The sequence below is a fragment of the Streptomyces yangpuensis genome, assembly GCF_001005295.1.
Taxonomy (GTDB): Bacteria; Actinomycetota; Actinomycetes; order Streptomycetales; family Streptomycetaceae; genus Streptomyces; species Streptomyces yangpuensis.
Map to the genome: position 1 here is coordinate 256904 of NZ_LBMK01000005.1, position 12671 is coordinate 269574.

General features: G+C 73.0%; 11 protein-coding genes. 3 read left to right on the plus strand and 8 right to left on the minus strand.

Annotated features, from left to right (window positions below):
* Positions 1-89: 89 nt before the first annotated feature.
* Positions 90-788, minus strand: coding sequence for a LuxR C-terminal-related transcriptional regulator (locus tag AAT21_RS24960; RefSeq protein WP_046779204.1), 699 nt, complete (start codon positions 786-788; stop codon positions 90-92).
* Positions 785-2080, minus strand: a complete 1296-nt coding sequence (locus tag AAT21_RS24965) for an ATP-binding protein (protein ID WP_046779205.1) — start codon at positions 2078-2080, stop codon at positions 785-787. Before AAT21_RS24965 ends, AAT21_RS24960 begins: the two co-directional genes overlap by 4 nt.
* A 131-nt stretch (positions 2081-2211) precedes the next feature.
* Between AAT21_RS24965 and AAT21_RS24970 the strand changes: the two genes are divergently transcribed.
* Both AAT21_RS24970 and AAT21_RS24975 read left to right on the plus strand, forming a co-directional pair.
* Positions 2212-3561, plus strand: coding sequence for a PspC domain-containing protein (locus AAT21_RS24970; protein WP_046779206.1), 1350 nt, complete (start codon positions 2212-2214; stop codon positions 3559-3561).
* Positions 3548-3772, plus strand: coding sequence for a hypothetical protein (locus tag AAT21_RS24975; protein WP_046779207.1), 225 nt, complete (start codon positions 3548-3550; stop codon positions 3770-3772). Before AAT21_RS24970 ends, AAT21_RS24975 begins: the two co-directional genes overlap by 14 nt.
* On the opposite strand, the gene AAT21_RS24980 is transcribed toward AAT21_RS24975, so the two are convergent.
* The 4 genes from AAT21_RS24980 to guaA form a co-directional block, all read right to left on the minus strand.
* Entirely contained in the window at positions 3718-4227 is a 510-nt protein-coding gene (locus AAT21_RS24980) for a DoxX family protein (protein WP_046779208.1), read from the minus strand. The two genes, AAT21_RS24975 and AAT21_RS24980, sit on opposite strands and share 55 nt — an antisense overlap.
* An 18-nt stretch (positions 4228-4245) precedes the next feature.
* A complete protein-coding gene (locus AAT21_RS24985) occupies positions 4246-5502 on the minus strand; it encodes a hypothetical protein (protein WP_046779209.1) in 1257 nt (418 codons plus the stop codon).
* Between the two features lie 102 nt (positions 5503-5604).
* On the minus strand, positions 5605-6411 hold the full coding sequence (locus tag AAT21_RS24990) for a class II aldolase/adducin family protein (RefSeq protein WP_046779210.1): 807 nt from the start codon (positions 6409-6411) through the stop codon (positions 5605-5607).
* A gap of 168 nt (positions 6412-6579) precedes the next feature.
* A complete protein-coding gene (gene guaA, locus AAT21_RS24995; protein WP_046779211.1) occupies positions 6580-8166 on the minus strand; it encodes a glutamine-hydrolyzing GMP synthase in 1587 nt (528 codons plus the stop codon).
* Between the two features lie 295 nt (positions 8167-8461).
* Here guaA and AAT21_RS25000 point away from each other — a divergent pair, with 295 nt between their 5' ends.
* Complete coding sequence (locus tag AAT21_RS25000) at positions 8462-8725, plus strand: chorismate mutase (protein ID WP_046779212.1); 264 nt, start codon at positions 8462-8464, stop codon at positions 8723-8725.
* Positions 8726-8993: 268 nt separating this feature from the next.
* Here AAT21_RS25000 and AAT21_RS37750 read toward each other — a convergent pair whose 3' ends face one another.
* Positions 8994-10643: a peptidase gene (locus AAT21_RS37750; RefSeq protein ID WP_157879780.1), complete on the minus strand. Its 1650-nt coding sequence runs from the start codon at positions 10641-10643 to the stop codon at positions 8994-8996.
* A 166-nt stretch (positions 10644-10809) separates the two neighbouring features.
* Positions 10810-12663, minus strand: coding sequence for a GMC oxidoreductase (locus tag AAT21_RS25010; RefSeq protein WP_046779213.1), 1854 nt, complete (start codon positions 12661-12663; stop codon positions 10810-10812).
* Between the last annotated feature and the right edge of the window lie 8 nt (positions 12664-12671).

The following is a 12671-nucleotide window of genomic DNA, read 5'->3' on the forward strand; positions in this document are numbered from 1 at the left end:
CACGCCAGCCTAGAGTGCGGCCGGCGCGGCGCCGGTTGCCCATCCCGCCTGCGGTGTGGGTCACACCGCAGGCCGGGCGCCGTCCGGAGTCACACCAGGCGGCGGGCCGTCGCCCAACGGGTCAGCTCGTGCCGGTTGGAGAGCTGCAGTTTGCGCAGGACCGCCGAGACGTGCGACTCCACCGTCTTCACCGAGATGAAGAGCTGTTTGGCGATCTCCTTGTACGCGTACCCGCGCGCGATCAGCCGCAGCACCTCCCGCTCGCGCTGCGTGAGCCGGTCCAGGTCCTCGTCCACCGGCGGCGCGTCCGTCGAGGCGAACGCGTCGAGCACGAAGCCCGCCAGCCGCGGCGAGAACACCGCGTCCCCGTCCTGCACGCGGAAGACCGAGTCCACCAGGTCGGTGCCGGTGATGGTCTTGGTGACGTAGCCGCGCGCACCGCCGCGGATCACGCCGATGACGTCCTCGGCCGCGTCGGAGACCGACAGCGCCAGGAACCGCACCGGGTTCTCGGCGGCCGCCATCAGCGGGGCGCAGCGCCGCAGCACCTCGACGCCGCCGCCACCGGGCAGGTGCACGTCGAGGAGGACCACCTCGGGCCGCGTGGCCGTGATGACGGTGACGGCCTGGTCGACGTCGGCGGCCTCGCCGACGACCTCCACCCCGGTCCGGTCGGTCTCGCCGATCTCGGCCTGCACGCCCGTGCGGAACATCCTGTGGTCGTCGACGAGGACCACCCGGACCCTCCTGGTCGCCGCCACTGCTGCGTTCTCTCCGGCCTCGGTCATGCCGTGTTCGCCGCCCTCTCCATCTCCAGCTCGACTTCCGTGCCGCCGTCGGGTGCGGACCGCAGCCGCGCGGTCCCGCCGTTGCGCTGCATCCGGCCGATGATCGATTCTCGTACGCCCATGCGGTCGTCGGGTACCGCGTCGATGTCGAAGCCCGGGCCGCGGTCCCGTACGGACACGAACACCGTCTGCCCCTCCACCTCCGCGTACACCTGCACCGGCCCGCCCTCGCCACCGTACTTGGCGGCGTTGACCATCGCCTCGCGCGCGGCCTGGATCTGTGCGCCCAGCTTCTCGTCGAGCGGGCAGTCGCCGACGACGACGACCTCGATGGGCACGCCGTGGTGGTCCTCTACCTCGGCCGCGGTCTTCTTCACGGCCTCGGCGAGGGTGGCCGGTTCCTCGGCCTCGTCCTTGCCGGTGCCCTCGGGCTTGTAGAGCCAGTTGCGCAGCTCGCGTTCCTGGGCCCGGGCGAGGCGGCGCACCTCGCCCACGTCCTCCGCGTTGCGCTGGATCAGGGTGAGGGTGTGCAGCACCGAGTCGTGCACGTGGGCGGCGACCTCGGCGCGCTCCTGCGCGCGGATGCGCATCAGCCGCTCCTCGGAGAGGTCCTGGGTCATCCGGATCAGCCAGGGGCCGGCGAGCAGGGCGACGCCGACGAGGACGGCGAGGGTGGCGGTGAGGACGTTGCCGAGCTGCGCGGCGGAGCCCCGTACGACGATGAAGACGGTGAGGCCAACGCCGACCAGGGCGACCCCGGCGAGCGCGCGGGCCGCCTGGAAGAGGCGCCCGTGCCGCCCGGCTGCGGTGGTCCAGTGGGCGCGGCGGGCGTTGTCGGCCTGCCGCCACACGAGGACCACACCGGCCCCGACCAGCAGCGTCGGCCAGACGTAGCGGCCGGACTCGCCGCCGACCTGGACCTTGGAGATGAAGATGCCCGCGCCGATGAGCAGGGCGATCAGTGCGGTGATCTGCCCGCGGTCGGGTTTGCGCAGGCGGCGGCTGCCGTCGGGGAGGGTCTCGAAGAAGGAGCGGTGCCCGGCGCGCCCGCCGACGCCGAGCGGCACGAACACCCAGAACGCGGCGTACAGCAGCACGCCCAGTCCGTCGCCCCACATGAAGAGGAGGAGGAACGCGAGGCGCACCCAGCCGACGGGCAGCCCGAGGTGCCCGGCCAGTCCGCGCGCGACACCGCCGAGCATCCGGCCGTCGGCGCTGCGGTAGAGCTTGCGCTGCGGCGGGTCCTCGGCGTCCGGGGCGTGCGGGGGGCGGGTGGCGGCGGCTACGGGCATGTCACCAAGGGTCACACGGCGGACCGGGGCCGGGCATCAGGGCATCCCCCCACTTCTGCCCGGGGGATATCAGGGTTGCGCCAGGGTAGGGCCGGATTCCGGGCGCCCCCGCCGGCCGTCACCATGGACGCATGACCGAAGTACACGATGCCCCGGCGGCGGACCCCGGGGCGCTCCGGGCGGCCGAGACGCGGCCGCCCCTGCGCCGCAGCAAGCGCGACAAGGTCCTCGCGGGTGTCTGCGGCGGCCTGGGCCGGTACTTCGACCTGGACCCGGTGGTCTTCCGGATCGTCCTGGGCGTCCTCGCGGTCACCGGGGGCGTCGGCCTCATCTTCTACGGCTTCGCGTGGCTGCTGCTGCCGCAGGAGGGCGAGGAGGAGAGCGAGGCGAAGAAGCTGCTGACGGGCCGGGTCGAAGGAGCGACGCTGGCGGCGGTGTTCACCGCCCTGGTGGGCTGCGCGCTGTTCCTGTCGATGCTGGACAACGGCGCCCTGGCGGTGTTCTCGGTCCTGGTCGTCCTGGCGCTCGGCGGGGCCTCCTACTGGTCGCAGCGGCGGCGGCAGGCCGCCGCACCCGAGACGGAGGCACCCGCCCCGGGCGGAGCCGCCCCACGGGCCGCGCACTCCCCGGCGGCCCCGCCGGAGACGAAGGCGCCGCCCGCGCCCGGTGCCCCGTCCTGGTGGCGGGACCCGCTGGTCAAGGACGGCACCACAGGCCCCGTGGGTTCGACGGGCTACCTGTGGGGGCCCGACGACGCCGCCGGCCCGGCACGGTCCGAGTCCGAGTCCGACGGCGGCACGAAGGCCGCCGTACGGCCGCCCGCGGCCGTACGGCGTACGGGTCGCGGCGGTATCGGCGGCCGGGTGTTCGTGCTGGCGCTCCTGGCCGGCGCCGTCGGTACGGCGGCGGAATGGGAGGGCGGCCCGCTGGGCGCGGCCCTGCAGACCGGGCTCGCCGCCGCCCTGGCCGTCTTCGGTCTCGGCCTCGCGGTCAGCTCGCTGCTGGGCCGCACCGGCTTCGGCACGGTCGTGCTGGCCGTGTTCACCTCCGTCCTGCTGGCGGGCGCCGCGGCGCTGCCGCGCGAGATCGGCACCGACTGGCGGGAGGTCGAGTGGCGGCCGGCCGCGGTGGCCGACGTACGGCCCGTGTACGAGGCGGGCACCGGGCTGGCCACCTTGGACCTGAGCCGCCTGGACGTGCCGAAGGGCACCAGCGTGACCGTCGGCGCCTCCATCGAGGCGGGGCGTCTGAAGGTGCTCCTGCCGCGGGAGGTCACCGCCCGGGCGGACGTCACCGTCCGGCGCCTCGGCGACATCCAGCTGCCGGGCGACTACGCGGGCCGGATCGAGCGGGCCGGGCCCGGGCAGCAGAACCGGACGGCGACGTTCCCGCCGGCCGTCGGCACCGAGGCCGGCGGGACGATCGAGCTGGACCTCAGTGCGGGTATCGGACAGGTGGAGGTGGCCCGTGCGGCGTCATGAGTTCCAGCCGGGACGGCTGATCGCGGGGCTGGTCCTGCTGCTGGCGGGCGTGCTGTACCTGCTCGACAGCACCGGCGAGGCCGACCTGCCGTGGTTCGCGGTCATCCCGATGACCATGGGCGGTCTGTCGCTGGCCGCACTGGTGGGGCTGGTCACCTATGCCGTACGCCGGGACCGGCGCGACCGGATCTCCGAGTCCAGCGACAGGTAGGGCGCTCCGGCGAGGATCAGCGGGGTCCAGGCCAGCAGGTAGATCAGGTCGTTGCCGTAGTAGTAGGGGGACACCGCCCACGAGACCGTGAGCCACAGGCTGAGCGAGATCAGGGCCCCGCCCGCGGCCGCCACCCGCGACAGCAGGCCGGCCAGGGTGCCGAGGCCCACGAGGATCTCGGCGACGGCGAGGAACACGGCGAATCCCACGGGCGACTGCAGGGACAGGTCCACGAGGGCGGGGACCGCGGAGGTGTCGCGCACCCCGCGCATCAGGTCGCCGATGGAGCCGTCGCCGGAGGCGGAGAGGAACGCGGGATCGGTGAGCTTGTCCACACCCGCGTAGACGAAGGTCACGCCGAGGAACAGCCGCAGGGGCAGCAGGTGGTACCGGGCAGCCTGGTCACGCAGCCCGCGCGGTACGTCGGTCCGGGGAGGTGCTTCGGTTCTGGTCACGCGACATGTCTACCCCGATCACTCGGCCACGTCGATGGTGCAGCGGTTGGATTCCACTCCGGCGGCCGTGACCACCTGGATCTCGATGCGCCCCGGTTCCACTTCCGCCGGGACCGGCACCGTCAGCACCGTGTCGGAGGGGTTGGTGAACCCGCCCGGCACCGGGACCAGCGGTACGTGCACGTGGACCGCCCCGATCCGCACCACCAGCCGGGCGAGCATCTCCGGGGTCTGCGCCCCGGGCGGCACGAAGCCCACACCGCGGATCTCGATGTCGTCCCCGGTGCGGACGGCGGCGTCCAGGTCCCCGGGTTCGCGTCTGCGCACCACCGACAGCACGAGCGGGCGGCTGCCCTCCGCGTACTTCGCCGCCAGGTACACCGCGGCCGACAGGGCCATCAGCAGGGCCAGTGCCCAGGGCAGCTGCGGCAGCCGGTCGGGGAAGCGGGCGAGCGAGGCCGCCGCGTAGGCCAGTACGGCCGTCGAGACGAGCACGTACTGCGCGTCGGGGAAGCTCCCGCGGCCCGCGTCGTCCGTGAGCAGGTCCGCTCCGCGCGGCCGGTCGGCCGGCAGCTTCTGCAGCCGCTGGCTCATGATCCGTACGCAGACCACCCGGCGCACCAGTACCGCCACCCCGGAGGTCAGCACGACCACCGACAGCAGCGGCAGCGCCCGGTCCAGGGCGAGGCCCGCGTACAGCGCCTGCCGCTCCGGCCCGGGGGCCGACGCGGCCAGCCGCAGCGCGGGCAGCAGCGTCGCGAACGACGTCAGCACCACCCAGGCGCTGGGCACCGCCTTCGAGGTGGACAGCCGGTTGTCCTCACCGACCAGCGGGGCCAGCAGCCCGCCGCGCAGCGACTGGGCGCGGGCCGCGACCGTCAGCAGCCCGGCCAGCAGGAGGGCGGCGAGGAGTCCGGCGGTGCGGGCCGTGGACCAGCCGGTGCCGAGCGCGGCGGCCACCTGGACCAGCAGGAGGACACCGGCGGCGATCCACACGGCGAGGACGGCCCGCCGGGAGAACACGTACAGCCAGGAGTTGCCGGCCTCCCGGCCGCGGTCGGCGACGTTGCGGGCCGACAGGGCCAGCTCGTCGGAGACCCACTGCCGGGAGGCGCCGAGGGAGTGGGCGACGGCGGCCGGCACGCCCTGCCCGGCGGCGAACTCGTCGCGCTTCTCCAGGAACGCGGCGACCGCTCGGCGGTGCCCTTCCCGTGCGCACTCCTCGCAGGCGCAGGCAGTGGTATGGGTGCCGCGGGACATCTCTTGGACAGCCACGTACGTGCCGCCTCTCTGAACTACGGGGCAATGCCAGCGAATTGTGCACCACTGCGGCAGTGCTCCGGATTGCGCACGATGTCAGAGCAGGTGATTAACGGTTCATGATGTTGACGCCAGGTCCCCGGCCGTCATGTCCGCGACCGTCTGCCACAGCGGCTGGTAGCTCACCCAGGCGGCGAGGTCCCCGCCGAACCGCTCGCGGGTGGCGACGGCGCTGTGGTGGTCGATGAGCACCGGCTTTCCGGCGGCCCGCGCGATCAGCTGCACCTGCGCCGCCCGTTCCGCCGCGACGAACCACCAGGCGGCGGCGTCCACGGAGCCGCCGACCGTCAGCAGCCCGTGGTTGCGCAGGACGAGCGCCTTGTACGGGCCGAGCGCCCGGCCGATCCGCGCGCCGTCGTCCGTGCCCGCGTACTCGTCGAGGAGCGCGTGGTCCTCGTAGAAGGCACAGGCCTCGTGGGTGACAGGGGCGAGGAGTTCCCCCAGGGCCGCGAGGGCCCGGCCGTACGGGGCCTGCACGCGGACGACGGCCACCGCCTCGGGGCGCGTCCGGTGCACGGCGGCGTGCACGGCGAAGGCCAGCTGGTTGACCCGCCGCTCCCCCTGGACCACCCGCCCGTCCCCGTCGACGAGCAGCAGGTCCTCGGGGCCGAGGGCGGCGAAGGCGCGGCCGAAGGGGTTCACCCAGTAGCAGTCGTCGAACTCCGGATCCCGCGCGGTGACGTGTCCGGCGACCCCGTCCTCGTACCCGAGGCGTGCGAACAGCCGCAGCGTGCCCGCGAGCCGCTCCTTGCGGTGCGCGCGTTCCTCGGCCGGGTCGGTGTGCACGGGCGGCATCTCGAACGCCAGCCGGTCCACCGGCACCGGGCCGGGCCGCGTGCCCGGCGTCCGCGTCTCCTCGGACATCGCCCGCCCTCCGTCGGTCCGTCTGCGCCGCCGGTCCGTCTCCCGCCGCCGTCGGCGCAAGGTACTGGCCCGCGCGCGAGGAGAACAGAGCCGCGCACCGGCGAAACGGCGACGGCGCCGCCGCCCAGCCTGGCTGAGCGGCGGCGCCGTCGTGCGGGGCGGGGCCCCTTACTCCCACTCGATGGTGCCCGGGGGCTTGCTCGTGCAGTCCAGGACCACACGGTTCACCTCCGGCACCTCGTTGGTGATGCGGGTGGAGATCCGGGCGAGCACCTCGTACGGCATGCGCGTCCAGTCGGCGGTCATCGCGTCCTCGGAGGAGACGGGGCGCAGCACGATCGGGTGACCGTAGGTGCGGCCGTCGCCCTGGACGCCGACGCTGCGGACGTCCGCGAGCAGGACGACCGGGCACTGCCAGATCTCGCGGTCCAGGCCGGCCGCGCTGAGCTCGTGGCGGGCGATGGCGTCGGCCTCGCGCAGCAGGTCCAGGCGCTCCTTGGTGACCTCGCCGACGATGCGGATGCCGAGGCCGGGGCCGGGGAAGGGCTGGCGCTGGACGATCTCGTCGGGCAGGCCGAGCTCCTGGCCGACCATGCGGACCTCGTCCTTGAACAGCTGGCGCAGCGGCTCGACGAGCTCGAACTCGATGTCGTCGGGGAGGCCGCCCACGTTGTGGTGCGACTTGATGTTCGCGGTGCCGGTGCCGCCGCCGGACTCGACGACGTCCGGGTAGAGGGTGCCCTGCACGAGGAAGGCGACCGCGGGGCCGTCCTCCTGGAGGATCTCCAGCTGGGCCTGCTCGAAGACGCGGATGAACTCGCGGCCGATGATCTTCCGCTTGGTCTCCGGGTCGGAGACGCCGACGAGCGCGTTCAGGAAGCGCTCCTGCGCGTCGACGACCTTCAGCTGCACGCCGGTGGCGGCGACGAAGTCCTTCTCGACCTGCTCGGTCTCGCCCTTGCGCATCAGGCCGTGGTCGACGTAGACGCAGGTCAGCTGGGAGCCGATGGCCTTCTGCACGAGGGCCGCGGCGACCGCGGAGTCCACGCCGCCGGACAGGCCGCAGATGGCGCGCTTGTCGCCGACCTGCGCGCGGATGGCCGCGACCTGCTCCTCGACGATGTTGCCGGTGGTCCAGGTGGGGGCCAGGCCGGCGCCGCGGTAGAGGAAGTGCTCCAGGATCTGCTGGCCGTGCGTGGAGTGCATCACCTCGGGGTGGTACTGCACGCCGTACAGCTTCTTCTCGTCGTTCTCGAAGGCCGCCACGGGGACGACGTTCGTCGAGGCGGTGACGGTGAAGCCCTCGGGGGCGGCGGAGCAGGCGTCGCCGTGCGACATCCACACCGACTGGTTCTCCGGGGTGCCCTCGAAGAGGGTGGAGCCGGCCTTGGAGACGTGCAGCTGGGTACGGCCGTACTCGCGGGCGCCGGTGTTGTCGACGGTGCCGCCGAGCGTGGTCGCCATCAGCTGGAAGCCGTAGCACATGCCGAAGACGGGGACCCCGGCCTCGAACAGGGCGCGGTCGAGCTGCGGGGCGCCCTCCTCGTAGACGGAGGACGGACCGCCGGAGAGGATGATCGCCTTGGGGTTCTTGGCCAGCATCTCGTCGACGGGCATCGAGCTCGGCACGATCTCGCTGTAGACCCGTGCCTCGCGGACGCGGCGGGCGATGAGCTGGGCGTACTGGGCGCCGAAGTCGACGACGAGAACCGTGTCCGGGGCGCTGTCGTGGGCGGCGGAGGGTGCTTCTGGCACGGGGCGGCCTTCCGGCGGAAGAGGTGGCTGTTTTGTCGATTCTAACGGGGGAGACCGGGGCCCCTTCGTCTCACCATCCGAAGCGGCTTGGCACGCGCGGGCAGGGAGGGACATAATCCTTCCGTGCGCAAGCAGCTGAGCTTCCTCTTTACCTATGGCACCGGCCGGTCCGGTCGCCATGGGTCATCGTGATGCTCGCCTGAGCCGCTGACTTCCCAGAGCGCCCCGGTCCGACAGGACCGGGGCGCTCCGCGCTTTCCGGACCTGCGGGCCCCACCCGACAGGAGAGAAGACCATGACCACGATCGCCACCGCCCCCGAGCAGCTGATCGCCGAGTCCCGGAGCCGCATCGACGCCATCGACGACCGCATCATCGGCCTGATCCAGGAGCGGATGGCCGTCTCGACGGTCATCCAGGACGCCCGGATCGCCTCCGGCGGGCGCCGGGTGCACCTCTCCCGCGAGATGGAGGTGCTGTCCCATTGGAGCGACGCCCTGGGCAAGCCCGGCACCGCCCTCGCGATGACCCTGCTGGAGCTGTGCCGGGGCCGGGTGTGACGGCTGTTCGTCACCCGTCCGGAGCGTGACCGCCCCCGGGAGGCTTCGTTGGTGAGGTTGTCCGCGTCAGCCAGCCGCGGAACCGCAACACCACGCGTGGCTCCGCAGGAGCGATGAGACGTACGCCCCGTGGTGCGTGCGTCGTGGGACCTCGCTCCCGCGCGTGACCGGACGGCAGGGGACAGCAGCCCGGTCACCCCGTGAAGGACGGCCGGCCCGGGGGACGCCCCGGGCCGGCCGTTCTGTGTGCGCGTACGCGGTCGCGCGGCTAGGCGTGCGTGCCGGTCTTGCGGCGGAAGGCCAGGACCAGGCCGCCGCCCGCGGCCACGAGCACCGCGCCGCCGAGGGCGAGCGGGCCGGCGGAGCTGCCGGTGGCGGCGAGGCCGCCGTTCGGCGTGGTGCCGGAGGTGCTGGTGGTGCTCGTGGGCGTGGCCGAGGAGCTCGCCGTGGCGGTCGGCGAGGCGGTGGCCGTGGCGGACGCCGTCGGGCTCGGCGAGGCGCCGCCGTCCTTCGCGCCGATCACGACGGACGCCTTGTCGTTGGCGTGGCTCGGGTCCCACGGCTGGCCCTTGGTGCCCTGCGCCGTCCCCTGGCCGACCGAGACGGAGCCCGCCGCGTTCGCCACCACCTGCTCGATCTTCAGCTCGAACGGGTAGCTGTACTTCTCCCGCTCGCCCACGACGTGCCCGGTGGAGCAGAAGTAGCGCGGGGCGCCCAGCACCTGCTCACGGGCGGTGCCGTCGGCGTTGACGGCCTCGCAGTCGGCCGGGACCCTGGTGGCCTTCGTACCGGCCGGGAGCACGATGTCCGTGCGGGCGACGCTCTCGCGGGAGCGCAGGTTCGCCACCCAGGCGGGCCCGTTGTTGCGGAAGCCGAAGTCGGCCCTGACCGTCTCGCCGGCCGCTCCGGCCACGGCGACCGGCCAGGCCACGAGGTCGGCGCTGTTCTTCGTCCTGAAGTCGAACTCCTGGAGGTTGTTCCAGGGGTCGAGGTCCACCGACTGCGCGGAGGCCCCGGCGGCGGCGCGCTTCTGCACGGCCAGCTTCTTGCCGCCGGCCGGCTTCTTCGACGTCGCGCCGGCCTTCGGCTGGTGGCCGTCCGCGTACACGGCGTAGGTGACGATGTCGGAGAAGGCGTGCGGGGCGGCCTTCAGCGTCAGCGAGCCGTCGACCCCGTAGACGCTGCCCGGCTCGTACTCGCCCTCCAGCAGGCACTGCACCGTGCTCCAGCCCGTGTTCAGGGGCCGGCCCGCACCGGTGTCCTCGGAGTAGGTGCAGTTGTCGTACTGCTCCAGCAGGTCGATTCCGTGCGTGGTGCGCATCTCAAGGACGACGCCCCGGACGGACTCCGTGCCCTGGTTCGCGAAGACGATCGACAGGTTCTGCTTGTCGCCCGGCTTCTGCTCCTCCTTGAGCGCTGCCCGCTCCAGCACGAGGTCGGGGCCACCGACCCGGACCTTGGTGGTGGCCGCCGCGAAGGTGGCCCCCTCGGCTCTGCCGGTCACGGTGAGGTCCGCGGTGGCGCCGGCCCTGCTGCCCTGGGCGGCGCGCAGGTCCAGGCCGACGACGGTGGTCTCGCCCTTCCACAGCCCGGGGCGCTTGCAGGTGACGGCCGCCTCGGTGAGCGTGCAGTCCGAGCCCTGCTGCCTCGCGAGCGCGACGTCGGCGATCCCCTTGAGACCGCCCAGGTCGATCGTGAAGGTGCTCTGGCGGTCGAACGCCGAGGCGGTGTCGTTGACGAGCCGGAACTCGACCGAAGTCTTCTGCGGTGCGCCGCCGTTCGGCCCGGGGTGCGGGCGCAGACCGATCTCGGCCGGTCCGGCCAGCGTGAAGGAGGGGTCCGCGGCGTGTGCGGGAGCGGCTGCGAGCCCCAGGGCGGCGACGCCGCAGGCAGCCAGCAAGGAGATGCGCTTTCTCATGCTGCCGTTGACGGCCGAACGCGAGCCGCAGTTGCCTCCTTGACGGTGTGATCGACGCCACAGCCCGGCTCGGCGGATTCCGGTACAACCATCAAGGCTGAACATCTGTCACGTATGTACCGCGGTGGGTACCGCGCTCGGAGGGGGAGCGCGGTACCCACCGCCGTCATCCGGCAGGTTCCGGATCCCGCGGGGGAATTTCCGGGACCGCCAGGAACGGCAGCCGCAGCGCACCGAACGCGTCCTTGGGGACGGCCGGCCGGACCGGTTCCACCGCGTCCAGGCGGACGTACGCCGCGCCCTGTTCGGGCCGCGGGTCCCGCTCGCCCTTGTTCGGCCAGTACGACATCGCCCGCTCCGCCTGCGCGGTGATCGTCAGCGACGGGTTGACCCCCAGGTTCGCGGAGACCGCCGAGCCGTCCACCACCGAGATGCCCGGGTGCCCGTGGAGCCGGTGGTACGGGTCCACCACGCCCTCCTCCGCGGACGCCCCGATCGGGCAGCCGCCCAGGAAGTGCGCGGTCAGCGGGGTCCCCATCAGCTCGCCGATGTTGGAGCCTGGGAAGCCGTTGATCTCCTCGGCAAGCAGGGTCGCGGCCTGCGTGGCCTCCGCGATCTGCACCGGGTTCGGGGCTCCGTGCCCCTGTCGGGCCGTGAGCAGGCCCTTCCCGATCCCGCCCGGCTTGCGGTAGGTGGTCAGCGAGTTGTCCAGGGACTGCATGACCAGGCCGATGATGGTCCGCTCCGACCAGCGCCGGTTGGACAGCGACCGGGCCAGCTGAAGGGGGTGCCTCGCGGTCCTGGCCAGCCAGCCGCGGACCCGGTGGGCGCTGTAGGGGACCTGCAGGACGGTCATGAACCCCATCGCGTTGGAGCCCTTGCCGTAGCGGACCGGCTCGATGTGGGTGTCGGCGTTGGGGTGCACGGAGGAGGTGATCGCCACGCCCCGGGTGAAGTCGGCCCGCTGTGCCGCGCCGGGGCCCGCGCCGCGGCGCCTGCGGTAGCGGCGGTCGTCGGTCTGCGCACCGACCAGGCCCTCGGAGTTGGTACGGGTCAGCTCCCCGAGCCGCCGCGACAGCCGCGGCAGCTCACCGCGGTCCTTCATCGTGTGCAGCAGGGTCTGTGTGCCGTACGTGCCGGCCGCGACGACCACGTACCGGCAGCGCAGCACCTTCGCCTTCCCGCGGCGGCGGCCGTCGGTGGGCACGGTACGGACGCGGTGGCCGCCGTCCGGGTGCTCGGACAGCGCGGTGACGGTCGTCATGGGGTGGATGACGGCGCCGGCGCGCTCGGCGAGGTGCAGGTAGTTCTCGTTCAGGGTGTTCTTCGCGCCGTGCCGGCACCCGGTCATGCACTCGCCGCACTCGGTGCAGGCCTTGCGGGCGGGTCCGACGCCGCCGAAGTACGGGTCGGCACTCTCCTCGCCGGGCCGGACCCGGGGCCCGTCCGCGGCGTCCTCGCCGTCGCCGAAGAAGACGCCGACGGGGGCCATGTGGAAGGTGTCCGCCACGCCCATCTTCTCGGCGGCCGCCCTGAGGTGGACGTCGGAGGGGGTCATGGTCGGGTTGAGGCGCACCCCGAGCATCCGCTTGGCCTGGTCGTAGTACGGGGCGAGTTCCTCACGCCAGTCGGTGATGGACGCCCACTGGCGGTCCTCGAAGAAGGCCCGCGGCGGCACGTACAGGGTGTTGGCGTAGTTGAGCGAGCCGCCGCCCACACCGGCGCCCGCGAGCACCATGACGTTGCCGAGCAGGTGGATCCGCTGGATCCCGTACAGCCCGAGGGCCGGGGCCCACAGGTAGTTGCGCAGGTCCCAGCTGTTCTTCGGCAGGCTCTCGCGGGTGAATCGGCGCCCTGCCTCCAGGACGCCGACCCGGTACCCCTTCTCGGTGAGGCGCAGGGCCGAGACCGACCCCCCGAAGCCCGATCCGATGACGATGACGTCGTAGTCGTAGGCGTCGTCGGATGCGCCGTCGGATGCGTTGTCGGGTACGCCGTCGGATGCGTTGTCGTGCGACACGGATACCT

What these genes read in the sequence shown, in the direction of transcription:
- AAT21_RS24990 (WP_046779210.1), bottom strand. Translation starts at nt 6,411, where the DNA reads ATGTCCGAGGAGACGCGGACGCCGGGCACGCGGCCCGGCCCGGTGCCG.
- AAT21_RS24960 (WP_046779204.1), bottom strand. Translation starts at nt 788, where the DNA reads ATGACCGAGGCCGGAGAGAACGCAGCAGTGGCGGCGACCAGGAGGGTC.
- AAT21_RS24965 (WP_046779205.1), bottom strand. Translation starts at nt 2,080, where the DNA reads ATGCCCGTAGCCGCCGCCACCCGCCCCCCGCACGCCCCGGACGCCGAG.
- AAT21_RS25000 (WP_046779212.1), top strand. Translation starts at nt 8,462, where the DNA reads ATGACCACGATCGCCACCGCCCCCGAGCAGCTGATCGCCGAGTCCCGG.
- AAT21_RS37750 (WP_157879780.1), bottom strand. Translation starts at nt 10,643, where the DNA reads ATGAGAAAGCGCATCTCCTTGCTGGCTGCCTGCGGCGTCGCCGCCCTG.
- AAT21_RS24970 (WP_046779206.1), top strand. Translation starts at nt 2,212, where the DNA reads ATGACCGAAGTACACGATGCCCCGGCGGCGGACCCCGGGGCGCTCCGG.